This window comes from Mucilaginibacter sp. (assembly GCF_965225845.1).
Classification (GTDB): domain Bacteria; phylum Bacteroidota; class Bacteroidia; order Sphingobacteriales; family Sphingobacteriaceae; genus Mucilaginibacter.
The window spans coordinates 2,087,826-2,110,300 of record NZ_CBDDBL010000002.1 but is presented as its reverse complement, the minus strand read 5'-3'; the positions used below and the strand labels follow the sequence as shown (position 1 = coordinate 2,110,300).

Here is a 22,475-nt window from a genome sequence, read left to right as displayed (position 1 = left end):
TATGAGTTACAAAACCACTATACGCGGACAAGTTTACGGCTTTAAAGACCTGAAAACCTTGATTGCAAAAGCATCACCATTCCGTACAGGGGATGCGCTGGCAGGCTTGTGTGCCGAAAGTTACGAGGAGCGTATTGCTGCGCAGATCGTATTGGCGGATGTGCCATTAAAGAATTTTTTGAGCGAACAGGTTATACCTTATGAAGAGGATGAAGTTACCCGGCTGATCGTCGACAGTCATGATGAAATATCCTTTGGCCCGATAAGCTATTTGACCGTTGGCGAGTTCAGGGATTGGCTGTTGCTGGACGAAACTTCAACATCAAACCTAAAAAGCATTGAAGCCGGTTTAACGCCTGAAATGGTTGCGGCGGTATCCAAAATCATGCGCAACCAGGACCTGATCGCAGTGGCAAAAAAATGCGAGGTGGTTACCAAATTCAGAAATACGATTGGTTTGAAAGGACATTTCTCAACCCGTTTACAACCTAATCACCCAACAGATGACCCAAAAGGAATAGCCGCCAGTATGATCGACGGTTTGCTGTATGGCATCGGCGATGCCTGTATCGGTATTAATCCCGCTACAGACAGTCCCGCCCATGTAATGAATTTGCTGCGGATGATTGACACGCTCCGGCAGCAGTTCGACATCCCTATGCAATCCTGCATATTGAGCCATATTACCACAACGCTCGAACTCATTAATAAAAATCAGGATGCACCGGTTGACCTTTGTTTTCAATCCATTGGCGGTACCGAGCTTACTAATACAAGTTTCGGTGTGAGCCTTGGCTTGATACAGGAAGCTTATGAAGCTACCCTATCGTTAAATCGCGGTACGGTTGGCAATAATGTAATGTACTTTGAAACAGGGCAGGGTAGTTCACTTTCGGCCAACGCGCATCATGGTGTTGATCAGCAAACCTGCGAGGCGCGGGCCTATGCAATTGCCCGAAAGTTTAAGCCTTTGCTGGTAAATACCGTAGTTGGTTTTATTGGGCCTGAGTATTTGTATGATGGCAAGCAGATCATCCGCGCGGCGCTGGAAGACCACTTTTGCGGTAAGCTTTTGGGCCTGCCGATGGGTGTGGACGTTTGCTACACCAACCATGCCGGAGCCGATCAGGATGATATGGATAACCTGCTTACCTTATTAGGTGTTGCAGGCTGCAATTTCATTATGGGCATACCCGGTTCGGATGATATTATGTTGAATTACCAGTCGACCTCGTTTCATGACGCTTTGTATTTAAGAAAGGTGCTGGGCTTAAAACCCGCTCCCGAGTTTGGAGCCTGGCTGATGAAGCAAGGGATTGTGGATACAAAAGGCGAGCTTGCAGATAATAATCAAAGCAGGTTATTAAATCATTTCGGGGCGTTATGGATAAAGTAGTTAAAGGTTCAGATATTCCGGATGATCCAATCGATCACTTGAAGCAATTTACCGCTGCGCGGATAGGGTTAGGCCGCGTTGGGGCGAGCATCCCCACCAAACAAATGCTGGGATTTAAACTGGCACATGCGCATGCGCGCGATGCCGTTTATTCGGTATTGGATGTCGACACCCTTACGAATGATCTGAAACAATTCAATCTGCCCGTGATGCTGCTGCATAGCAAAGCGGAAAACCGCGCCCAATATTTACAAAGGCCTGATTTGGGAAGAAAGCTAAAGAAATCATCCGCCAACCAACTAAAGTCGCAAGCCGGAAACTATGATGTTTGTTTAATTATAGCCGACGGACTTTCTGCCTCTGCCATTAATGAAAATATCACCGGGTTATTGGCTTTCTTGATACCACTTTTAACCGATGCAAAATTTAGTATCGCGCCATTATGCTTTGTAGAACAGGGGAGGGTGGCGGTGAGCGATAAAATCGCTCATCATTTAAACGCGAAGCTTTCTGTTATCCTTATTGGTGAGCGGCCCGGGTTAAGTTCGGCAGATAGTATTGGCGCCTATCTTACTTATGAACCAAAGCCAGGACTGACAGATGAATCACGTAATTGTATTTCCAATATCCGCCCACTGGGTTTGAAGTTTAAGCCTGCCGCTGAAAAGATATTTTACCTGATACAGGAAGCTTTCCGCATTAAATTATCCGGCGTAGGGTTAAAGGATAACCAGGGTTTGCTTTCAGGAAAATAATTCCTTATTTCTCATTGTCTTTAATGTGCCCAAGGAAAGTAATCGCGTCGCGTGTATTACTGGTAGCTTGTAATGTGGCTGATCCATTTGTAAATACCTGTAAATATATTTGACTGGTACGCTTAACATCATGCAAATCAATAATAATGGTCCAGCCGCCCTTTTTCTTAGGATCTATTTTATAATCAAACTTTGTAGAGGTGAATTTTATACCATCGTCGGAAGGATTATACGGAACATCCATGTATACGCGGCCAAAATAGGGCAAATAAGCAATTACCGAATCCGGAGTGACCCGCAGGTCGTACTCACTGGTAAGGTATCTTTGCCTACCGCCTAATGGCTGCACATATTCTGCAACAAAAGTGTATTTAAGGGAATTTATTTTATCAGTTATAGCTTTAGCTTTTTCCTGCTGCCTGGCCTGTTTTGCGGTTTGCTGGGCACTGGCAGTTGCAAACGAGAACACCAGGATAGTTATTGATAGTTTGATAAATGTTTTCATAAAACATCGATTAAAATAGATTAACGAAGAAAATATGTTATCAATACATTGATCGGGAACAATTGTTTATCAGCTAGTTCATTACATAATATTATGGTTGCATTTCCGGGATGTCTCCCTCAATAACCAGTTTGCCTGCAGTTGCCTTAATAATATCATCCACACTAACACCCGGCGCACGTTCAAGCAATTTAAACCCACCACCCGGCAACACATCTAATACAGCTAATTCGGTCACTATTTTTTTAACGCAATTTACCCCGGTTAAAGGCAAGCTGCATTGTGGCAATAGTTTTGATTCTCCAGCTTTATTTACGTGCTGCATAGCCACGATGATATTATCTGCCGATGCTACCAGATCCATTGCGCCACCCATGCCTTTCACCATTTTTCCGGGGATCTTCCAGTTGGCGATATCGCCATTTTCTGAAACCTCCATCGCGCCTAAGATGGTCAGGTTAACTTTTTTAGCGCGAATCATCCCAAAGCTCATCGCCGAGTCGAAAATAGCAGAGCCGGGCAATTTGGTAATAGTTTGCTTACCGGCGTTAATGGTATCCGCATCCTCCTCACCCTCAAAAGGGAACGGCCCCATGCCCAGCAACCCGTTTTCGGACTGAAGCACTACATCCATGGTATCGGGGATATAATTGGCTACAAGCGTTGGAATCCCGATTCCCAGGTTTACGTAATAACCGTCTTTTATTTCTTTAGCAATACGTTTTGCTATACCTTCTTTGTCTAACATCTTGCTTCCTGTAAATCTCCCGCGGCAGGGGAGACTTTGTATAAATAATTAATAAATATTTAAAGCCCTCCCTATCGGGGAGGGTTTGTTTGGGGCTTCACTGTCCGATTTTCAATTCGCTTCTCATAATCTTCGCCCTGAAAAATCCGGTGTACATAGATTCCGGGCGTATGTATATGATCCGGATCGAGTTCGCCCGGTTCAACCAAATACTCCACCTCGGCAATGGTAACCTTACCCGCCATCGCCATAACCGGGTTAAAATTACGTGCGGTACTGCGATAAACCAGGTTGCCCATGGTATCACCTTTCCAGGCTTTTACAATGGCGAAATCGGCATCAAAAGCCATTTCCATCAAATAATCCTTGCCGTTAAAATTACGTATTTCCTTGCCTTCGGCGATCTCGGTGCCGATACCTGCGGGGGTAAATATAGCAGGCATCCCATAACCTGCAGCCATACAGCGGGTAGCCAAAGTACCTTGCGGGATGAGCTCAACATCAAGCTCACCGCTCAATAGCTGGCGTTCAAACTCGGCATTCTCCCCAACATAGGATGCGATCATTTTTTTAACTTGGCGCTGCTTCAGCATCAAGCCTATCCCGAAGTCATCAACACCCGCATTATTGGAGATACAGGTAAGTTCCTTTATGCCTTTTTTAACCAGTGCGGCGATACATTTTTCGGGCAAGCCGCACAATCCAAACCCGCCTAACATCAGGGTCATGCCATCCTCAATATCGCGAATGGCCTCATCGGCGCCGCTAACAACTTTATTCATGAATTTTTATATAATTGGTACTGTAAAATTAGGCTTTTTTGATGATGATTAGTTAAAACAATTATTGGTTTAGGTTTATTATATTAATACGATAAATAGTAAACCAATGATTTATAAAGATGAAGAATTTGCTGAAGATGATAATCGTCAGCAAACAAATAATAATACCGAACCCAACGCTTACCGTACCGATGACGGCGCGGGTTTGGATGAAAAGGACCTGGAGAAGACCTACCTATTCGGTAAGGGCGATTTTGAGCCGCACCCAACAGAAGGGCAAGGTACGGGCGGTGAAAAATTCGGACAGGAGAACTTAACACCTGCCGGGAATGACAAAAATAACCCATCGCAATTGGCAGGCAGCACGAATGCGTATTTTGACAGGAAAGAACCGTCGGAAGAACATCCTGAGGATAGTAACTTCACCGTCAAAAATCAGGACGGCGCACCCAATTACAGCAAAGCAGAATTCAATAAAACCATGGAAAATACAGATCCAAAACCCGAAGAAGTTAAAAGAGGTGACGGCGAAAACGACCGCCCGCATCCGCAGCAACCCTACACCGAAGGCACAGATGATAACGACGGAACCGATGGTGATGAAATAGAAAAAGAGGAACGCGAAACCAACATCCCCGGCCCAAATGAACTGCCGGCCCAGCTAAAAGTTGGCGAATAAAACTGTTTCAAAAAACCGAATAATACCGGTAAAAGATGTTATTTTTGGTGCTCTTTATGTATTTTTATGTGCAAAAACAGGTGGTTTTAGGCTAAAAGTGCTTGTTTTTGGGCATAAAATCAACATAACAATGCCTTTTTTGCCCTGTTTAAGGTCGTTTTTAGAGCTTTAATAGTTCCAAATGTACCAGTTGTTTCACTCATTTCGTGATACACTAATACGAAATCCTGTTACTTAAGGTAGACGTAAGTGATTCCATCACCACCACGATCGGCATGTTCATCTTCCATGCGGTCAACCTGGTCGTACTTTTTAAGGTACTGCCTGATCATCTTACGCAGGATGCCGTCACCCTTGCCATGGATGATCTTCAAACTGCCGAAACTCATCATAACCGCTCTGTCGAATAAACGTTCAATGGCTGCTAAAGCGTCCTCTGTGCGCATTCCACGAACGTCGATCTCCGGGCTAAAGCTGGCTATATCTCCTGTATTGGCACTAAAATTCTTCCTGATCTCTTTAGGCACTTCTTTCTTAGATACCTTATGTATTTTATTCTTCTTAGCCACTGTACGCAGGTCGCCAATGGCGATGATCACATTATCCCGGGCAAACTCCATCACTTGCCCTGTAGTTTCGGAGTCGTTTAGCTTAACCCAATCGCCAACCTTTAATTCATCCGGATCAGCAACCGGCTTTTTAACCTCAACTTTAACAGTATTCTTTTGTACTTCGCGGGTCAGGTTCTCGCGTAATTCACGGGTACGTTCCTTATCGGCATTGCTGCTTTTGATTTCGGATATCGTATTCTCAACCAGCTTGTTAGCATTCAGGATGATGTTCTTAGCCTCCTGCTTTGCATCACGGATGAGTGCTTTCTGGTTTTCCTCCAGATAGCTTTTAAGCTTTTCGTTCTCCGCTAACAATATATTTACCTGCCTTTGCTGCCTGTCGAGTTTTGTTTTGGTATCGTATATCTCTTTCTTTTCACGCTCAAGATCAACCAATAAAGTATCCACCTTTTTTTGTCCTGCGCTGATCTTACTTTTGGCTAAATTGAGCACATTTTGCGGCAGGCCGATCTTTTGCGCAATTTCAAATGCATAGGAACTACCTGGCTTGCCTACCTCTAAAATATAAAGCGGCTTCATCTCGGTATTGTTAAACAACATCGATGCGTTCTCCAATCCCTCGGTATTGCTGGCAAAGATCTTCAGGTTTGAATAGTGGGTGGTTACCATGCCACGCACCTTTTTATTGTTGAGTGATTCCAATACCGCTTCTGCTATCGGGCCACCAAATTGCGGGTCGGTACCAGTACCAAACTCATCAATCAGGATTAGGGCTTTACCATTAGCCTGCTCCACAAACGTTTTCATTTTGGACAGGTGGGCGCTATACGTACTCAAGTCACTTTCAATCGACTGGTCATCACCAATATCAACAAAAAACTCCCTGAACACACCCATTTCGCTGGCTTCATCAGCAGGAATCAGCAAACCAGCCTGCACCATCATCTGCAATAGGCCAACCGTTTTCATGCAAACGGATTTCCCCCCGGCATTTGGACCGGATACCACAACAATTCGGTCGGTATTATCTATCCGGACATTTAGCGGTACAACCGTTTTCTGCTCTTTCTTAAAGTTCAAAAACAGCAGCGGATGGCGTGCATTTACCAGTTTTAATCCCGGCTCGTTAACCACAACCGGCATTTCGGCCTCAATGTCAATCGCAAATAAGGCTTTAGCCCTAACAAAATCCAGTTTGGTTAATAAACCGTGATAGCTTAATAACAATGGCACATAAGGCCTTAATTCATCTGTTAAAGCGGTGAGTATTTTGATGATCTCACGACTGCGGTCAAATTCAAGATCGCGGATTTTATTGTTAAGTGTAAAAACCTCTTCAGGTTCCATATAAACCGTTTGGCCTGAAGCTGACTCATCATGAATAAAACCTTTCAGTTTACGCTTGTTCTCCGCCAATAAAGGAATACATAAGCGCCCGTCGCGCACCGTTAGTGAGCCATCGGCCGTCCAGCCATTACCGGATGCGGCTTTAAATACCTGATCTATTTTCTTGCGGGCTTCCTGCTCAGCTTTGGCAATACCTGATGTAATATCCATCAATTCGCGTGATGCATTCGGCCTGATCTTTCCTTTGGGATCGATAACCTGGTCTATCTTTTTGAGGATGGACTTTTCTATCGGCAAATACTCAAACAAGGCTTCCAAATTAGGATATTGACCCTCACGCTCATTAAAATAGGCAATAACAGCAAACACCGTAGTTAACGACGCCTGTACCTGGTAAAATTCCTCCTCGCTTAAAAAAACGCCCTCAATTCGGGCTTTATTAGCCAGCGTTTTAATATCGAAAAAATGCTGAATTGGTAAAACAGCATCATTCATCAGGATATTCATAAACTCATTGGCCTGGCTTAAAAATTTGCGGATAAGGTCATAATTATTCATTACCTGTATCTTATCTACCATTTGCTGGCCCATAATACTCAGGCAATGCTTCTTTATAAGTTCTTTTATCTCGGTAAATCCAAGCTTATCAACACTACTTTTTGGGTAAAGCATTTTGTTCTTTTAAACGTTGTTTTAGAATTGAATCTCTTTTGGCAGAAAACTTCGTGATCGCTGCCTGGTTAGGATTCATCATCATTCCCGGCTTTGCCGGTATTGGCTGGCCCGGGGACACAGGCTGTACAGGTACCCTGCCACCTGTTGACGGGGGAACGGGGCTCTTATTTTTATTTTGTATAGTTAAGAGTTTTGTAAGCGAATCTGTCTTTTTCTGTAAACGCTTTAAAACTGTTGTATACATATTGCTAAATACTGCGGGCCTCAATGTGTAGTATTTAAAACTTTTTCTGAATTGCGACGAATCTGTATGATCCTTTTGAAATATCATGCTATAGCGCAATAGACCATATTTATATAAAGTATCCTGCATTTGGCTATACATCACCATACTCCCATCAACCGTATGTACATCGATAAGTACATTGATCATCTCTTCCGTGTCCAGAATGCCATCAGGTGGTGTATCGCCGCCCTTGCAGGAACATAATAAGGTCAATACTGAAAAAAACAAGATTATATATTTGTGCATTCTGTAATTTAGCGCTTTAATTCAGCAAAAATACGTATAAATGAGCATTGCAGATAATATCATCAGCCTAAAAAAAGAAACCGGTGCACTAAAAGTTACCCTGGTAGCCGTATCAAAAACGAAACCCAACGAAGATATATTGCAGGCCTATGAAGCCGGTCAACGAATATTTGGTGAAAACCAGGTGCAGGAATTGGTTGAAAAACAGGAGCAACTGCCAAAGGACATAGAATGGCATTTAATAGGACACCTGCAAACCAATAAGGTAAAATACATAGCGCCATTCGTGAGCATGATCCAGTCGGTTGATAGTATGAAGCTTTTGCAGGAGATCAATAAACATGCGCTAAAAGCCAACCGTGTTATTGATTGCCTGATGCAAATATATATAGCGGATGAAGAAACAAAATTCGGTTTAGGTTTTGACGAGGCGATAGAGTTACTTCGGTCTGACGAATTTGCAGAATTGAAAAATATCAGGATCCGAGGGTTAATGGGTATTGCTACCAACACCGAAAGCGAAAAACAAATAGCCGATGAATATTATGAATTAGATACATTTTTTAAAGGCATTAAACAAAGTTTTTTCCGTAAAGAAAAGAGTTTCGATACCTTGTCAATGGGCATGTCTTCCGATTACAAGATCGCAATTGAAAAAGGTAGCACAATGGTGCGATTAGGCAGTACCATTTTTGGCACCAGAGTAATTAAGCATTTTAAAACTATCAATCCGGAATTAAACTAATGGACATTACCCTAAGAGTTGCTAAAAAAGAAGATTGCCCGCGTTTGTTAGAGCTGGTAAATGAGTTGGCTATATTTGAAAAGGCACCCGAAGAAGTAACTGTAGCATTACAGGAATTTGAAGATGCCGGTTTTGGAAACAACCCTGTATGGAAAGCGTTTGTGGCGGTGAATCATGATGTAATAATCGGCTTTGCTTTATATTATGTCCGTTTTTCAACATGGAAAGGCCGCCGGGTATATTTAGAAGATTTTATAGTGACCAAAGAATACCGGGGTAAAGGCATAGGTAAGCTGCTATTTGAGCAAATAATTAAAGAAACAAATGAATTAGGTTACAGCGGAATGGTTTGGCAGGTGCTGGATTGGAACGAGCCTGCTATTGGTTTTTATAAAAAATACGAAGCGAACATTGAGGGTGGCTGGCTAAATGCATCGCTGTCACAAGAACAGGCTGCTAAATATTGATCTGTCGCGCTAAAATAAATTCGTTAATATTGCCGTGGTATGGTAATCTCAATATCTTAAATAATGCTTGTTTTTAAATTCGGAGGCGCGTCGGTAAAGGATGCTGCCGGTATAGTAAATCTTGGTAAAGTAGTTAACAATTATACAGACGATCAATTGCTGATCGTGGTTTCGGCGATGGGTAAAACAACTAATGCGCTCGAAAAACTAACAAAGGAATATTTTAACCAAACCGAAGATGTACACGAGGTTTACGAAGAAATAAAAAAATACCATTATCACATTCTTTCCGTGATATTTGATGCTAACGATCCTGTTTTTGATGAGGTAGCCAATACTTTTGTTGAGATAGACTGGATGCTGGAGGACGAGCCGCATGATGATTATGACTTTATATATGATCAGATCGTTTCTGTGGGTGAATTGGTTTCTACACGAATAGTTAATGCCTATCTCAATAAGATCGGCTTAAAAAGTCAATGGCTGGATGTACGCGGATATATTCATACCGATAATACTTACCGCGAAGGTGTAGTACAATGGGATAAAACCAGGGAAACCACTGTAAAAGATATTCCTGCCATGCTTGAAAAAAGCATAATAGTTACACAAGGCTTTTTAGGTGGAACATCGGAAAACTTCACCACTACTTTAGGTCGCGAAGGTTCGGATTATACAGCGTCTATCCTGGCTTCCTGCTTGGGTGCGGAATCCGTTACTACGTGGAAGGACGTCCCCGGCATATTAAATGCTGATCCTAAACTATTTAAGGATACCATCAAATTTGATGAGCTTCCCTATTCAGAGGCCATTGAAATGACTTACTATGGTGCATCTGTCATCCACCCCAAGACAATAAAGCCACTGCAAAACGCTAAGATACCTTTGCTGGTAAAACCATTTAATGATCCAACTGCTTCGGGGACCGTTATTAAGGAAAATGGCCACGATCATTATGTGAAGCCGGTTATCATCCTGAAACAAAACCAGGTATTATTATCGCTATCGGCGAAGGACTACGCTTTTATTTCAGAAACACATTTAAGCGAGATATTTAGCCTGTTCGCTAAATGCCATATCAAGATTAACATGATGCAAACATCGGCTTTAAGCTTCACCGTTTGCTTTGATGAGGATGATGAACGTTTAAAAAGGCTATTGCAATTGGTTAGCAGTAACTTTAAAGTTAAATATAACAATAACCTTACACTGTTCACCACCCGCCACTACACCCTTGGATCGTTGAAAAAATTAACTGAAGGTAAGGTTACATTATTGGAACAGATCAGCAGGAATACTGCACAAATGGTTGTCAGGTAAGCATGTGGCTTGAACTTTTCATCAACATAAATGTTAATTGTTTATGAAAATCCACCAGCAACATATATCACTTACCCAACGCAAGCGCGGTTTCCATTTGATAACTTCTGAAGTGATACAAGCGCTGCCGCAGGTCAGCGAGTTTAAAACAGGCATTATGCAGGTGTTCATTCAGCATACTTCGGCATCACTTACCATTAATGAGAATGCAGACCCTACCGTGCGTAAGGATTTCGAAATGTATTTTAACAAAGTAGCGCCTGAGAACGACCCAGATTATCAGCATGATGATGAAGGTCCCGATGATATGCCTGCTCACTTAAAAGCGGCCATACTGGGTAGTTCGGTTACTATCCCTATCCGCAATGGCCGGTTGGCTTTGGGCACCTGGCAGGGCATTTACCTGTGCGAGCATCGCAATTACGGCGGTAGCCGAAGCCTGGTAATTACTGCCTGGGGAGAAGCCTAAATATTAATATAAATTTTACCTTTGCAAGTCAGTAGAATAATACCAAGTGGTATATTTTATTAATTTTGTGATCATTTATACAGAACTATAATGCTTAATAGAGTTGTTGTAACAGGCATCGGCGCCTTAACTCCGCTGGGAAACGATATCAAAACATTTTGGGAAAACGCATTAGCCGGCAAAAGCGGCGCAAACCGTATTACACGCTTTGACCCTACATTATTTCGTACACAATTTGCCTGTGAATTAAAAGATTTTAACGCCGCGGATCACATGGATCGTGCGGATATTAAACGTACAGATACCTTTACCCAATATGCTATTGTATCATCAGATGAGGCAATAAAAGATTCAGGGTTTGATTTTTCGAAAATGGATCCGTTTGATGTGGGTGTTATATGGGGATCGGGCCAGGGTGGTATGGAAACCTTTGAGCAACAGGTTACTGAATATGCAAAAGGCAACGGTAGCCCCCGTTATAGTCCGTTTTTTGTGCCTAAGTTTTTAACCAACATGGCATCAGGGATGATCTCGCTTCGTCATGGCTATATGGGAATCAATTATACTGCGGTTTCAGCTTGCGCGACATCAAATACAGCTATAATGGATGCATTCAACTACATCCGTTTAGGTAAGGCTAAGATTGTGATCACTGGCGGATCAGAAGCGCCGATTGTTGAAGCATCTATCGGCGGTTTCAGTGCGATGAAAGCGATGTCGAACCGTAATGATGATCCTCAGCATGCCTCAAGGCCGTTTGACATAGATCGTGATGGTTTTGTTATGGGCGAAGGTGCAGGTGCCTTAGTTTTAGAAGAATACGAGCACGCTGTTGCGCGCGGTGCTAAGATATATGCCGAGTTAACCGGCGCGGCTATGACAGCGGATGCTTACCACATGACCTCTACCCATCCCGAAGGTTTGGGTGCAGCAAAAGCAATGCAGTTAGCATTAAATGAAGCAGGTATTAGCATGGCTGATGTGGATTATCTAAACATGCATGCTACGTCTACCCCGATAGGAGATCTGTCTGAATTGAAGGCCGTAACCTCGTTAACCGGCACAGGCCCAACTGCTATGCAAATAGGTGCAACAAAATCAATGACCGGTCACTTGTTAGGTGCGGCAGGAGCTATTGAAGCCATACTGTGTTTGTTAGCTATTGATAAACAAATACTACCACCAACCATTAATACCGAAATACTTGATCCTGCATTCCCGGCAAATTTGAACCTGGTGCCAAATCACGCTATCGAGCATAAAGTAAACGTGGCTATGAGCAATACTTTTGGCTTCGGTGGGCATAATGGAATTGTTGTGTTTAAGAAGATTTGATTATTCAAACATACATATAATTGCAAAGATTAAGGGAAGTAATATAACATACATTGCGCTTGCTATGTAGCCAGATTTGTGATAGATGATACTTTCCTGTCTTTGTAAAGATAAAAGGCTATTGTAATCATTAGTATTGAGGCTATAAATAAAACACGCCTAACGAAGCTATTCCTGACCATTGCAAAAAATAATTTGTTAAAACCACCGTCAATAAACCTCCATAATTAAAAAAAATTATAAAGTAGGCTAATATTGGCGGGCTCATGATTTTCTCATTCTCCATTTTTTTTCTAAGCCGAAGAAAAATTACAAGCCCAATAAAAGGCAATATAATATAAATGATAATTGTAAGTATCTCGTGCTTTTGCATGTGATAAGTTTACAATGCAATACACAATTTTCCTTAATATCTAAATAAAGAAAACTCTTCTCTCTACTGCCAATTTGACAAGCTTAATCCTTTTGGAACAACCCTTGTTATGACTTAAATCATAATCATTAATAAACAATTTACAGAAAATACTATGTCAGAAAAAGGAACGATCTCGATACATACCGAGAATATTTTCCCGATAATTAAGAAGTTCTTATACTCAGATAATGAGATATTTTTGCGCGAACTGGTATCAAACGCGGTTGATGCTACCCAAAAGATCAAACGCCTGGCATCATTAGGCCAGTACAATGGCGAGCTGGGCGACCTGCGCGTTGAAGTTGCTTTTGATGCAGACAAAAAGACAATAACCATCAGCGACAACGGCCTGGGTATGACAGCCGATGAAATAAAAAAATATATCAATCAGATCGCTTTCTCGGGTGCTACCGAGTTTATGGAGAAGTTTAAAGAAGCTAAAGATGCCAATGAGATCATCGGCCGCTTTGGTTTAGGTTTTTACTCTGCATTCATGGTTGCCGATAAGGTTGAGATACAAACCCTGAGCTACCAGGATGGCGCTGAACCTGCTTACTGGGTATGCGATGGCAGTACTGAATTTGAAATTGGCGAAGGCACTTTAGCAGAACGTGGTACAGAGATTACTTTGTACATCAACAGCGAATCTGAAGAGTTTTTAAGCAAATACAAATTACAGGAGATCCTGGATAAATATTGCAAATTCTTACCAGTACCAATCAAATTCGGCACAAAAACCGAAGAGGAAGAAGATGGTGTTGACGAAGAAGGCAAACCAAAATACATTTCTGTTGAGGTTGATAATATCATCAATGATACCAACCCGATCTGGACAAAAGCGCCATCTGAATTAAAGGATGAGGATTACTTAAAATTCTATAAAGAACTTTATCCTTTCAGCGAAGATCCTTTATTCTGGATCCACCTTAATGTGGATTATCCTTTCAATTTAACAGGTGTACTTTACTTCCCTAAGCTGAAAAACGATTTCGAGGTACAAAAAAATAAGATCAAATTATTCTCGCGCCAGGTATTTATTACTGACGAGGTAAAGGATATCGTGCCTGAATTTTTAATGTTATTGCATGGCGTTATCGATTCACCGGATATCCCGTTGAACGTATCCCGTAGCTTCTTACAGGCTGATAGCAACGTTAAAAAAATTAACAGCTATATTACTAAAAAAGTGGCTGATAAATTAGCAGAACTGTTTAAAAACGACCGTCCTGGCTTTGAAGAGAAATGGAGCGACATCGGCGTATTTGTAAAATACGGGATGATCAGCGAAGATAAATTTTATGACAAAGCCAAAGATTTTGTTTTGCTGACCAACACCACTAAACAAAATTTCACTTTAGAGGAATACAAAGAAAAGGTAGAACCGGTACAAACTGACAAAGACGGCAGGTTGGTATACATCTACACCAACGATCCGTCAAAACAGGATGCGTTTATCCAATCAGCCAATAAAAAGGGTTATGATGTGTTATTGATGGATTCTCCTATCGATACGCACTTTATCAGCCAGTTAGAGCAAAAATTAGAGAAAACATCACTTAAACGTGTTGATGCCGATGTAGCCGACAAGCTGATCGCGAAGGATGAAAACCCTGAATCAGTTTTAACTGAAGAGCAGATCACCAAGGTGAAATCGATATTCGACAAAGCCATCAACAAACCGGCCTACAAAGTTGAGCTGGAAAGCCTTAACCCTGACGAGCTACCGGTAACCGTGACCATGGATGAGTTTATGCGCCGCATGAAAGATATGGCAGCTATGGGCGGCGGAATGAGCTTTTACGGCAGCATGCCCGACAACTACAAAGTAGTTGTAAACGGCAACCACAAACTGATCAGCCGCATTTTGCAGGATAATAACGAAGATGCCCAGGCAACTTTAGCCAAACAAGCATTTGATTTGGCGCTGCTATCCCAAGGCCTGTTAAAAGGAGCAGAGCTTACTGAGTTTGTTAACAGAAGTGTTAATTTGATTTAAGTTTAATAAGTTTATGAGAAAGCCATCTGTTTTTTAACGGATGGCTTTTTTTTAATAATATTTTAGATTGTCATTTCGACCAGAGGACGAAATTCTCTCCGACTTGATAGTCCAATTATGCATGGTTTATAAGATTTCTTCCTCCGATCGAAGTGACATAAAAAAATAAATTTCCGCTTTAGCAAAAATGTGAAACCGCCAGCGGGATAGCGCGATTCACTTCTTCTGATGGGGTGTATAAACAGCGGGAACGACCAATTATTTATCCTCTAAAACCTTTTTCCTTAAATCTTCAGAAATATTCTCTGTTACGCAAATAATGTCTTCGGCAACGTGGGAGTTGTTTACGATCACCTGGTCGCATTCATTTTTATAGGGTAGCAGGAACTCTTTATAGGCGGGTACAACGTGGTTTATCCATTTGTACATCACATCGTCGTGCGAATAGCCGCGTTCAACCAAATCGCGTTTTATGCGGCGTTGCAGCGCAACATCGTCATCGGCATCAATAAAAATTTTAAGGTCGAGTTGGTCCGCAATCTTTCTGAAATGCAGGATAAACAAACCCTCAACAATGATGATCGGCGCTGATTTGATCTCGAGAATTTTAGGAATTGCGCTTGGGTTGTTAAACGTGTATTCCTTTTTAGTAATTGACCGGCCATCTAACAGGCTTTGTATATCATCCTCAAAATGCTGATGGTCTATCGTGTCTGGTAAATCGAAGTTGAAATGCTTGTTTTCTTCCGCGGTCATGTCGGGCGGAACAGGAAAATAGTAATCATCCTGCGATACCAAACTTACTTCGCTGTGGCTGAAATGCTTTAAGAAACACTTTAAAAAAAAGGTTTTGCCTGAGCCGCTGCCTCCTGCAATACCAATTATAAAAGGTTTATTCATTAGGGCTACCGTAGCTTATGTTTACATGAAAGCGTTTATCCAAGGCGCCTAAAGAATCGGCCACATTTTTGGTTACCACGATGATCACATCCTTGTTTGCCTGGTTATCGGTAAAACGGCCAACCACTTTAGCATAAGTGGTCAGGTTAGTCATTGGATTGGTTATTTTAATAACTGTGCCAATTGGCGCAGTGCGGTGCAATACTAATTTTTTATTAGGGTCAAGGTCGGCATCATCTATCCAGCTGGCTACGCCTTTTTCGTCTTTTTCATACAAACCATAGTGGTTGGCGTTAAATTTTGTGGCGTTGGCGCTATCGGCAGCTACCACACTTGTGGTGTTTTGTTGCGCAACCGGGGTTGCTGCAGGAGGAACTGGAGCTGCTCCCTGGCCGGCACGTACTTTAATTACCTGGCCCGGCGATAATGTTGTTGATGTTAAACCGTTTATTTGGGTAATATCTTCTACGGTAGTACCAAAACGTTTGGCTATTGAATATAGGGTTTCACCAGCTGATACCTTATAATTCTGAGTAGGCACATTGCTTGTGGTAGCAACAGTTTGTTGCGGCTGGGCCGCAGGTTGTTGTTGAACAGGCTGCTGTACCGGTATCGGCGGATTTGAGCGCTGCTGAGGCTTAACCACTACTACCTGCGGTTTTTGCGGTGTATTGTATGATGACTCTAAAAAAGGCCTGTCGGTTGGTACTTTGATGATGACACCAATTTGCATGGTTGCGTTATTATTAAAGGCCATAATCTCTTTCGGGCTCACTTTATATTTACGGCCTAAAGAGTAATAGTTATCTTTTGGGTCTACCTTGTGCAGGATAACTTTTTTGCCATCCTTGTTTTCCACGCCGATAGAGTCGCGCAGGGAGTTAGCAAAAACAGCGGTTGTTGATAATAACAGAAGCGTAACGAGCAGTAAAATCCTAAATTTCATAATAAATTATAATCCTTAATTTATAAGCTTAAAACTTTTAATTCGGTCTTGTTTTTAATATAGATCAAGCGGTTTTTATGTAATATAAACGCCTCCGGTTGTAACTTTTGTATATCAGTATTCAATAAATCTTCGTATACTTTAACCGATCCATCCATTACGTACAGATATTGTTTTAACACCCCCGCCTGCAAAGTGTGCAAAGATACAATTCTGAAATTATTGTACTCCAGATAATGCACACTATTTCCAAAAACCGAAAAGGTAAGCAAATCGTGCGGCAAAGTTTCAGGTAAAACCATGCCTGGGACAGTAATATTGCTTTTTATACCGGGCAAAACAGTTGGTTCATATAAGCGTGTTACGGCTCCTGTTTTAACATCTGCTAAATAGATTTTTTTTGGCTGGATCTGGGTATCGTAAAGTATTGGCCCTTTAATGGTTAGGTGATCGAACGCCTGGTTGTAATTGGTCCATAATACAGTTGCATCAGTATCAATGGCGGTAATCCCGCGATGTGTTGGCCCGCTTGCCGACTGGTAATTATGTAAAAGCAACACACCATCAAAAGCGGTTTCTATCCCGGTAAGCCAGCGTTCGGAGGTGACAAGATCCTTGAAATTTAAATTGCCTGTATTCAGATCTATCGATGAAAAACTCACCTGTTTTTCGGCTTCGTTACGGATCTCGATGAAAATTGTGTCGGTAATTTCATCAATTTCCATCCGCCAGATGTCCCCGTTAAATTGCTGAGCTATGTAAGGTTGATGCACTGTCATAAAAGGTAAAAGTAGGTTTATTAATCATATTTCAGCTTAAATTTGTGAAACAAAGCCCGATGTATACGGGTTTTTTTATGGCACAATTATCATATTATGAAAGCTGAAAAAATTAGTTTAAAAGAAAAAGAAGTAAAACCTGTTGTAGATCATTTGAATGATCTGCTGGCCAATTATCACATCCATTACCAAAAGCTGCGTGGTTGCCACTGGAATGTTAGAGGCGAAAGCTTTTTTACGCTGCACGTTAAATTTGAAGAATTATATACCGAAGCTTTGGTTACCATTGATGAGCTTGCGGAGCGTATTTTAACCCTGGGCAAATCGCCATACAGTACTTTTGCTGATTATATTAAAACGGCCAGGTTAAAGGAGATTGATACCATCGGCATGAAAGATACTGCGATGGTTAAAGCTTTGGTTGATGACATGGCTGAACTAATTGAGATAGAACGCGAAATATTAGAGATCACTGCTGATGCCGGCGATGACGGTACCAACGATATGGTGAACCGTTTTATGCAGTTTAAAGAGAAAAATACCTGGATGCTGCGCTCGTTTATTAACGAGGATTAATTAGCATACTATTAAAATGTCATTGCGAAAAACGAAGCAACCGGATGCTATACAGGTCAAAATGCACAGTTCGCGATTGCTTCGTTCTCGCAATGACATTGTTTATTTATTCTCCAGCCGGGAAATCCGCACCTGTGGTAGTATCTTCCCACGCATCAAAATCTTTTTTCAAAACTTCCAGTTTATTGCGTGCACCCTTTAGGGCAGCAACGCCTAACAACAAGTGCAACGGCGGATTTGCTGATTCAACTGCTACAACAATTGCTTTTGCGGCGCGAACCGGATCACCGGCTTGTTTGCCACTCACATTGCGGATGTTGTTTTTGTTGGTCTCAGCGGTATCTTTGTAATCATTAATTACAATTTTGCTGTTATTGGCTGATCTTCCAGCCCAATCCGTACGGAAACCACTTGGACAAACCACGGTAACTTTGATGCCCAATGGCGCAGTTTCTTTAGACAATGCATCCGAGAAACCGTCAACCGCGAATTTAGTCGCGTTGTAGTAACCCACCGCAGGAAAACCTACTAAACCGCCAATAGAAGCGATGTTAACGATATTGCCGCTACGTTGTTTACGCATTAGCGGTAATACAGCTTTGGTCATGTTGGCTAAGCCCCAGAAATTGATCTCGAACATGCGACGGACTTCATCGTCTTCGCTTTCTTCTATCGCGCCAAAATAGCCTATACCGGCATTGTTAACCAATACATCTATCTGCCCGAAATTTTTAATTGCTTCATCAACTGATGATTTGATCTCGTCTTCCTTAGTTACATCCAGTTTTACCGCGATGGCTGTATCCGGGTAATCTTTGGTGATGTCTTCAACATCCTCAGTTTTGCGCGATGCGACCACTGCTTTGTGGCCCGATTCCAATACGTGTTTGGCAAGTTCGCGCCCAAACCCGGTGGAACAGCCTGTTATAAACCATACTTTGCTCATAGGTGATTTTATTTGTAATTAAAATAACAACACAGGAGCAAAATGTTTGTCAGGCCAAATACATTTTGATAATTATAAAAGAGGAATAATGCTATTTATAAGCTGATATAGTAGAAGTTTTTATGCTTAATAAGAATGTTTTGCCAACAGCTATTTTTACGCTTTTATCCTGCAGGATAGCCTTGATCGCTTCGTCTGATCTTAACGCTTCGTAAAGGTCGCGGGCTACGGGAGCGCCGCTTAAGCTGGTAGTAGCTTTACCGTTTTCAATAGTGATGCTGAAAGTATAACCTGATTTACCGCGATCTCCGGCTGATTCAAAATCTGTAATGTTCAACTTGAAGCTCTGATCTTCGGTCAAACTTCTTTTTAAATGCAGGCGAATAACCGGGAGATATTTTTTCCAGGTTTGTAGGTAAGTTCTTTCTTCCATGTAGGGTGTAAAGGTATAATTAAAAATAAGGATTGCAGGATAAACCACCCTTTTTAATCCAAAAGCTACACTTGTTTTTAATATAAGGTTAACAATCAGGCAAATGCGATACTACTCTTCGTAATTTTCAATCATATCCGAGCTGCGCATTTCGGCTTGATCAGGATTTTTACCGGCATCGCGTAAACCTTGGCGCTGGTGCAGTAAGTCCCAGTATTGGTCAAGCTCTAACTTGATCTTGTGCAGTTCCTTTACGTCGTTATCGCTTAAGTTTTCTTTGCCGTATAATTCCTGCTCGCGTTCAGTTAATGCTTTAATGTGCGACATTGCCGCGCCGTCGTTTGATGGATTGCTCATAATAGATGTTTTGTGAATTGCTAAGATAATTACTTGCTTTGAATAGGTTGCACATATTTATTAAAGATAGTTTAACTTTGATAACCAACTACCTAATTATGCGTTCAGAAAAAAAATGTGGACTTACAAAGTTTGCCTTATTAGGAATATCGTTAATATTTAGTCACAGTTTAAACGCTCAGAACACAGTAGTTAAAACTTCAGACGGATACATAAAGGGCGTTGCAGAAAATCAATCGATCGTTTTTAAGGGTGTTCCATACGCTCAGCCGCCGGTTGGCAACCTGCGTTTTAAAGCCCCGCAAAATCATGCACCGTGGACTGATACACTTTTGTGTGATAAATTCGGTAGTATCTCTGCGCAATATGTCGGCGCGCAGAAAAAAGTTATCGGCAGCGAAGATTGCCTGAGCCTGAATATCTATCAACCCGCAAATCATCCAGCAGGAAAAATGCCTGTGCTGGTTTGGATCCACGGCGGCGGTATGACCAACGGTGCAGGCAAAGGTAATAACGGGCATGCATTTTCGGATAACGACGGCATCATCACTATCACTATAAATTACCGTTTGGGCGCTTTCGGTTTTACTTATTTGGGTGATGTGAATAAAGCCTACGCAACATCAGGCAACAACGGCTTGCTGGATTGTATTATGGCACTTAAATGGATCAAACAAAACATCATTGCATTTGACGGCGATCCATCCAAAGTAACTGTAATGGGCCAATCCGCCGGGGCTAAATTGGTGAGTGCAATTTATGTTAGTCCGGCGGCTAAGGGATATTACAGCCAGCTGATTATTGAAAGCGGGGGAGTACAGTGCATACGGGACAGCAGTACAGCTAAATCGATCAGGAAAAGGATGTTGGATAGCTTATCGGTCAATAACGCGTCTAATCTGTTTGGGTTATCCACCGAAAAAATAATAGAAGCTGAGGGCAAAGTTATAAGCAGGCAAGGCACCAATTACTTCGGGCCGGTTAATGACGGCTTAATTATTACCGGAGACCCTTATCAATATATCAATGAGCATGGTAGCCCCAAGGTCAGGGTACTTATCGGTACCACAAAATATGAAAGCCTGTTATTTATGTGGGGCGATAAACGGCTCTATCGCCCAGATAGTATTGTTTTAAAAGGATGGTTCGGCGATAACTTTAAGCAGATTTTAGCTGCTTATCAAATGGCTTTAACACACAACACGCCGGATTCCGCCGCTATAAAGGTGTTAACGCAATACATGTATCAAATGCACAGCTACCGCTTCGCAGCTGAACTGGCGCAGGATGGCAACCCGGTTTGGAAATACCGATTTGACTACAATAAGAATGGCGGCAGCGCTACCCATGGCGGCGAATTATCTTATGTATGGTATATGCCCGAACATGCTAAACAGGTAGATTCACTTTTGGCGTTGCAGGTACACAGCGCATGGGTGAGCTTTATAAAGGGGGAGGATAACATTAAAATAGGCGACCAGCTTTGGCCGAATTATAATACCGAAACACGGCCTGTATTTGTATTGGACAAATCGCCTTATATCAACAATTTAAAGCACGTTTATAATGATCCTTCGTTTCCGTCGGGTTGTTTTTTGTTAAAGTGATGAGGTAATTTGCATTGAGTTTAAATAGTTGTACATGAGTTATTTAGTTGAAAAATAATTTGCACAATTGTGTAACATTTCCGTTATATTTATATAACCAATATATAACACCATGAAATCGTTGATGCAAATTAAGATTTGGGGTGAAAACCATCCTAAATGGGTTGATTATTTAAGAATAATTCTTGGACTGATACTGATCTGGCGCGGTGTATCATTCCTGATGAACCTTGACCTGCTCGACCTCTACCTGAAACAAACCGGGGTTGATGATATTTTAGGCTTATCTATTTCTATAAACTTCCTGGCACAGCTTATTGTGATCCTGAATATTTTTGGCGGCATCTGCATAGCGCTGAATATTTACGCGCGCATGTTTTCGCTGTTTAACTTACCTGTAATACTTGGCGCCGTCTTTTTTGTGAACATGCGGCAAGACGGTTTCAATCCGCATAGCCAATTCTGGATACCGTTAGTGGTGCTGGTGTGTATTGTAAGCTTTTTATTCTTAGAGAATAAACAACCTGTTGTTGAACACAGCACAGAGAACGCATCGGTATAAATATATTGAACGGAAAAACGCCTGCAATGTAATTTGAATTGGAATGGCGATATAGCTAACAAAATTCTATATTTGCACAACTATTGTTCCCGTAGTTCAATGGATAGAATTGCTGATTCCGGTTCAGCTGATATGAGTTCGAATCTCGTCGGGAACACGCCTAATCAAGTCAAAATTCAAAAAGCTTTTCTATATTTAGAAAAGCTTTTTTTGTGAATTCCCGCAAAGTCTCTAAGCAGTGTCCGACGGGTATCTCGGAGAGTACCCTGCGAAGACTAAAACTATAAGATCTTTAATGTTTTTAAAGTAATATTATTCTCTATTTTTACAACATGGATCAAAAAAGTGATAAGTTGAAACAAGCAAAGGTTATTTTCATACCTAACCTTATGCTAACTGTGTGGGCTTTTGTTGTTGTAATAAATTCCTTTAAAAGCCACATCGAATGGAAGATGATACTTGCTCCTGTGGGATTTAGTGGCTTGCTAATTATAACCACATTATTATTTTTTAAGATTATTAAACTTCAGAGGTAATAGCTATAATAGCTTCCCTGGTTAGCCTTCTCAGGTTCTCTCGGAGAGGAACCTGAGAAGGCAGGAATAGCAGTGTAATTTATATTTACAGTTCC

23 protein-coding genes and 1 tRNA gene are annotated in these 22,475 nt (G+C 41.7%); 13 read left to right on the top strand and 11 right to left on the bottom strand.

Annotated features, from left to right (window positions below):
- Position 1 precedes the first annotated feature (1 nt).
- Positions 2–1,396 carry an ethanolamine ammonia-lyase subunit EutB gene (locus tag ACYZ0U_RS13510; RefSeq protein ID WP_461453063.1) on the top strand — a complete coding sequence of 465 codons (1,395 nt, stop codon included), beginning with the start codon at positions 2–4 and terminating at the stop codon, positions 1,394–1,396.
- Positions 1,384–2,151: an ethanolamine ammonia-lyase subunit EutC gene (eutC, locus tag ACYZ0U_RS13505; RefSeq protein WP_461453062.1), complete on the top strand. Its 768-nt coding sequence runs from the start codon at positions 1,384–1,386 to the stop codon at positions 2,149–2,151. Before ACYZ0U_RS13510 ends, eutC begins: the two co-directional genes overlap by 13 nt.
- 4 nt (positions 2,152–2,155) lie before the next feature.
- Here the strand turns inward: eutC and ACYZ0U_RS13500 are convergent, their stop codons facing one another.
- The 3 genes from ACYZ0U_RS13500 to ACYZ0U_RS13490 form a co-directional block, all read right to left on the bottom strand.
- Entirely contained in the window at positions 2,156–2,656 is a 501-nt protein-coding gene (locus ACYZ0U_RS13500) for a DUF4251 domain-containing protein (RefSeq protein ID WP_461453061.1), read from the bottom strand.
- A 91-nt stretch (positions 2,657–2,747) separates the two neighbouring features.
- Entirely contained in the window at positions 2,748–3,404 is a 657-nt protein-coding gene (locus ACYZ0U_RS13495) for a 3-oxoacid CoA-transferase subunit B (protein WP_461453060.1), read from the bottom strand.
- Between the two features lie 71 nt (positions 3,405–3,475).
- On the bottom strand, positions 3,476–4,186 hold the full coding sequence (locus ACYZ0U_RS13490) for a CoA transferase subunit A (RefSeq protein ID WP_461453059.1): 711 nt from the start codon (positions 4,184–4,186) through the stop codon (positions 3,476–3,478).
- 106 nt (positions 4,187–4,292) lie between these two features.
- Between ACYZ0U_RS13490 and ACYZ0U_RS13485 the strand changes: the two genes are divergently transcribed.
- Positions 4,293–4,865: a hypothetical protein gene (locus ACYZ0U_RS13485; RefSeq protein WP_461453058.1), complete on the top strand. Its 573-nt coding sequence runs from the start codon at positions 4,293–4,295 to the stop codon at positions 4,863–4,865.
- A 230-nt stretch (positions 4,866–5,095) separates the two neighbouring features.
- Here ACYZ0U_RS13485 and ACYZ0U_RS13480 read toward each other — a convergent pair whose 3' ends face one another.
- Both ACYZ0U_RS13480 and ACYZ0U_RS13475 read right to left on the bottom strand, forming a co-directional pair.
- Entirely contained in the window at positions 5,096–7,456 is a 2,361-nt protein-coding gene (locus tag ACYZ0U_RS13480) for an endonuclease MutS2 (protein ID WP_461453057.1), read from the bottom strand.
- Positions 7,437–7,991 carry a DUF4296 domain-containing protein gene (locus ACYZ0U_RS13475; RefSeq protein WP_461453056.1) on the bottom strand — a complete coding sequence of 185 codons (555 nt, stop codon included), beginning with the start codon at positions 7,989–7,991 and terminating at the stop codon, positions 7,437–7,439. Before ACYZ0U_RS13475 ends, ACYZ0U_RS13480 begins: the two co-directional genes overlap by 20 nt.
- A gap of 40 nt (positions 7,992–8,031) precedes the next feature.
- Here ACYZ0U_RS13475 and ACYZ0U_RS13470 point away from each other — a divergent pair, with 40 nt between their 5' ends.
- From ACYZ0U_RS13470 to htpG, 6 genes are all read left to right on the top strand, one after another.
- On the top strand, positions 8,032–8,736 hold the full coding sequence (locus tag ACYZ0U_RS13470) for a YggS family pyridoxal phosphate-dependent enzyme (RefSeq protein ID WP_461453055.1): 705 nt from the start codon (positions 8,032–8,034) through the stop codon (positions 8,734–8,736).
- Entirely contained in the window at positions 8,736–9,203 is a 468-nt protein-coding gene (locus tag ACYZ0U_RS13465) for a GNAT family N-acetyltransferase (protein ID WP_461453054.1), read from the top strand. The genes ACYZ0U_RS13470 and ACYZ0U_RS13465 overlap by 1 nt, the downstream gene beginning before the upstream one ends.
- A 63-nt stretch (positions 9,204–9,266) precedes the next feature.
- Entirely contained in the window at positions 9,267–10,523 is a 1,257-nt protein-coding gene (locus ACYZ0U_RS13460) for an aspartate kinase (RefSeq protein ID WP_461453053.1), read from the top strand.
- Positions 10,524–10,566: 43 nt separating this feature from the next.
- Positions 10,567–10,992, top strand: coding sequence for a secondary thiamine-phosphate synthase enzyme YjbQ (locus ACYZ0U_RS13455; protein ID WP_461453052.1), 426 nt, complete (start codon positions 10,567–10,569; stop codon positions 10,990–10,992).
- Positions 10,993–11,082: 90 nt separating this feature from the next.
- Positions 11,083–12,327 carry a beta-ketoacyl-ACP synthase II gene (gene fabF, locus ACYZ0U_RS13450; RefSeq protein WP_461453051.1) on the top strand — a complete coding sequence of 415 codons (1,245 nt, stop codon included), beginning with the start codon at positions 11,083–11,085 and terminating at the stop codon, positions 12,325–12,327.
- A gap of 527 nt (positions 12,328–12,854) precedes the next feature.
- Positions 12,855–14,738 (top strand): molecular chaperone HtpG, encoded by a 1,884-nt coding sequence (gene htpG, locus ACYZ0U_RS13445; protein ID WP_461453050.1) that lies wholly within the window; start codon positions 12,855–12,857, stop codon positions 14,736–14,738.
- A gap of 258 nt (positions 14,739–14,996) precedes the next feature.
- On the opposite strand, the gene ACYZ0U_RS13440 is transcribed toward htpG, so the two are convergent.
- The 3 genes from ACYZ0U_RS13440 to ACYZ0U_RS13430 are packed head-to-tail and all read right to left on the bottom strand — an operon-like array spanning position 14,997 to position 17,363.
- Positions 14,997–15,638 carry a uridine kinase family protein gene (locus ACYZ0U_RS13440; RefSeq protein ID WP_461453049.1) on the bottom strand — a complete coding sequence of 214 codons (642 nt, stop codon included), beginning with the start codon at positions 15,636–15,638 and terminating at the stop codon, positions 14,997–14,999.
- The gene (locus tag ACYZ0U_RS13435) at positions 15,631–16,584 is read right to left on the bottom strand and encodes a DPBB and LysM peptidoglycan-binding domain-containing protein (protein WP_461453048.1); all 954 of its coding nucleotides are present in this window, start codon (positions 16,582–16,584) and stop codon (positions 15,631–15,633) included. Before ACYZ0U_RS13435 ends, ACYZ0U_RS13440 begins: the two co-directional genes overlap by 8 nt.
- A gap of 20 nt (positions 16,585–16,604) precedes the next feature.
- Positions 16,605–17,363, bottom strand: a complete 759-nt coding sequence (locus tag ACYZ0U_RS13430; protein ID WP_461453047.1) for a DUF4905 domain-containing protein — start codon at positions 17,361–17,363, stop codon at positions 16,605–16,607.
- A 96-nt stretch (positions 17,364–17,459) separates the two neighbouring features.
- Between ACYZ0U_RS13430 and ACYZ0U_RS13425 the strand changes: the two genes are divergently transcribed.
- Entirely contained in the window at positions 17,460–17,939 is a 480-nt protein-coding gene (locus tag ACYZ0U_RS13425) for a Dps family protein (protein ID WP_461453046.1), read from the top strand.
- Between the two features lie 106 nt (positions 17,940–18,045).
- On the opposite strand, the gene ACYZ0U_RS13420 is transcribed toward ACYZ0U_RS13425, so the two are convergent.
- The 3 genes from ACYZ0U_RS13420 to ACYZ0U_RS13410 form a co-directional block, all read right to left on the bottom strand.
- Positions 18,046–18,885 carry an oxidoreductase gene (locus ACYZ0U_RS13420; protein WP_461453045.1) on the bottom strand — a complete coding sequence of 280 codons (840 nt, stop codon included), beginning with the start codon at positions 18,883–18,885 and terminating at the stop codon, positions 18,046–18,048.
- A 91-nt stretch (positions 18,886–18,976) separates the two neighbouring features.
- Positions 18,977–19,318, bottom strand: coding sequence for a hypothetical protein (locus ACYZ0U_RS13415; RefSeq protein WP_461453044.1), 342 nt, complete (start codon positions 19,316–19,318; stop codon positions 18,977–18,979).
- A 111-nt stretch (positions 19,319–19,429) separates the two neighbouring features.
- Positions 19,430–19,675 (bottom strand): DUF2630 family protein, encoded by a 246-nt coding sequence (locus ACYZ0U_RS13410; RefSeq protein ID WP_461453043.1) that lies wholly within the window; start codon positions 19,673–19,675, stop codon positions 19,430–19,432.
- Positions 19,676–19,773: 98 nt separating this feature from the next.
- Here ACYZ0U_RS13410 and ACYZ0U_RS13405 point away from each other — a divergent pair, with 98 nt between their 5' ends.
- The 3 genes from ACYZ0U_RS13405 (at position 19,774) to ACYZ0U_RS13395 (ending at position 22,001) form a co-directional block, all read left to right on the top strand.
- Complete coding sequence (locus tag ACYZ0U_RS13405) at positions 19,774–21,282, top strand: carboxylesterase/lipase family protein (RefSeq protein WP_461453042.1); 1,509 nt, start codon at positions 19,774–19,776, stop codon at positions 21,280–21,282.
- 124 nt (positions 21,283–21,406) lie between these two features.
- A complete protein-coding gene (locus tag ACYZ0U_RS13400) occupies positions 21,407–21,844 on the top strand; it encodes a DoxX family membrane protein (RefSeq protein WP_461453041.1) in 438 nt (145 codons plus the stop codon).
- Positions 21,845–21,929: 85 nt separating this feature from the next.
- Positions 21,930–22,001 (top strand) — tRNA-Arg (locus ACYZ0U_RS13395).
- Positions 22,002–22,475: the final 474 nt, after the last annotated feature.